Raw genomic sequence first — 911 nt, 5'->3', positions numbered from 1 at the left:
GGAGTGTTTCCGCTTTTGTGGACGCCACTTTAGGCTGCCAATTGCGTTAGATGTTTGAATCCTAGCTCATATTCACGTGGTGTCAAGTAATCGAGGTAGGAGTGTCGCCGTTTCGTGTTGAAGTAGTTGTCGACCCAGTCTGCGGTCGCCGCTCGCAGGCTGGTGATGTCCGGCCAGGGTCGGGTGTGGATGAGTTCCTTCTTGTAGGATGCGAAAGTCGATTCGGCGACGGCGTTGTCGTAGCAGATTCCGGTCCTGCCCAGGGAGCGCCGGATCTTATTCTTCACGCAGTACTTCGCGAACTCGCTCGACGTGTACTGCGTTCCGCGATCGGAATGAAATATGACGCCCGCCGCGGGCCGTCGTTGACGAATCGCCATGTCGAGAGCCTCGGTGACCAACTCGGTTCGCATGTGGTCCGCGACGGCGTAACCGACGATTCTGCGAGAATACAGATCGATGACCGTGGCCACATAGGCCCAGCCAGTCCATGTTTTGACGTAGGTAATGTCACCGCACCATTTTTGGTCCGGGGCAGCCGCGCTAAAGGCGCGGCCGATCAGGTCGGGCGCCGGCACCGGACGCTCGCCGGGGACGGTCGTGCGCTTCCACGCCTTGGGGTGACGTCCCTGCAGGCCGGCAGCCTGCATCAAGCGCCAGACACGCTTCATGGAGATCCGGTGACCCATCGCGACCAGCTCGGCCCACACGCGTCGCACACCCGGGTTCCCACGCGCATGGGCATGAATCGACCGGATCAATGCGCTCAGGGTGGCGTCGTGTCTCGCGCGCGCCGACGGCGTGGCCTTGCGCCATCGGTAAAAGCCCGAGCGCGACACACCCAGCCAGGCACACATCAAGGCCACCTCGAACTCACCCGAATCAGCCCAGTCCGCGATCGCAGCAAACTT

The 911-nt window shown here is 61.5% G+C and carries 1 protein-coding gene; it reads right to left on the bottom strand.

What is annotated here, in order from left to right; genetic code table 11:
* Positions 1 to 29: 29 nt before the first annotated feature.
* Positions 30 to 911: IS3 family transposase (locus KILIM_RS21840; RefSeq protein WP_006594943.1), on the bottom strand; the 882-nt coding region annotated here is incomplete at its 5' end.

Source organism: Kineosphaera limosa NBRC 100340 (assembly GCF_000298215.1).
Classification (GTDB): Bacteria; Actinomycetota; Actinomycetes; order Actinomycetales; family Dermatophilaceae; genus Kineosphaera; species Kineosphaera limosa.
Note: the sequence above shows the minus strand (reverse complement) of the source record. Positions and strands in the feature narration are given on the sequence as shown.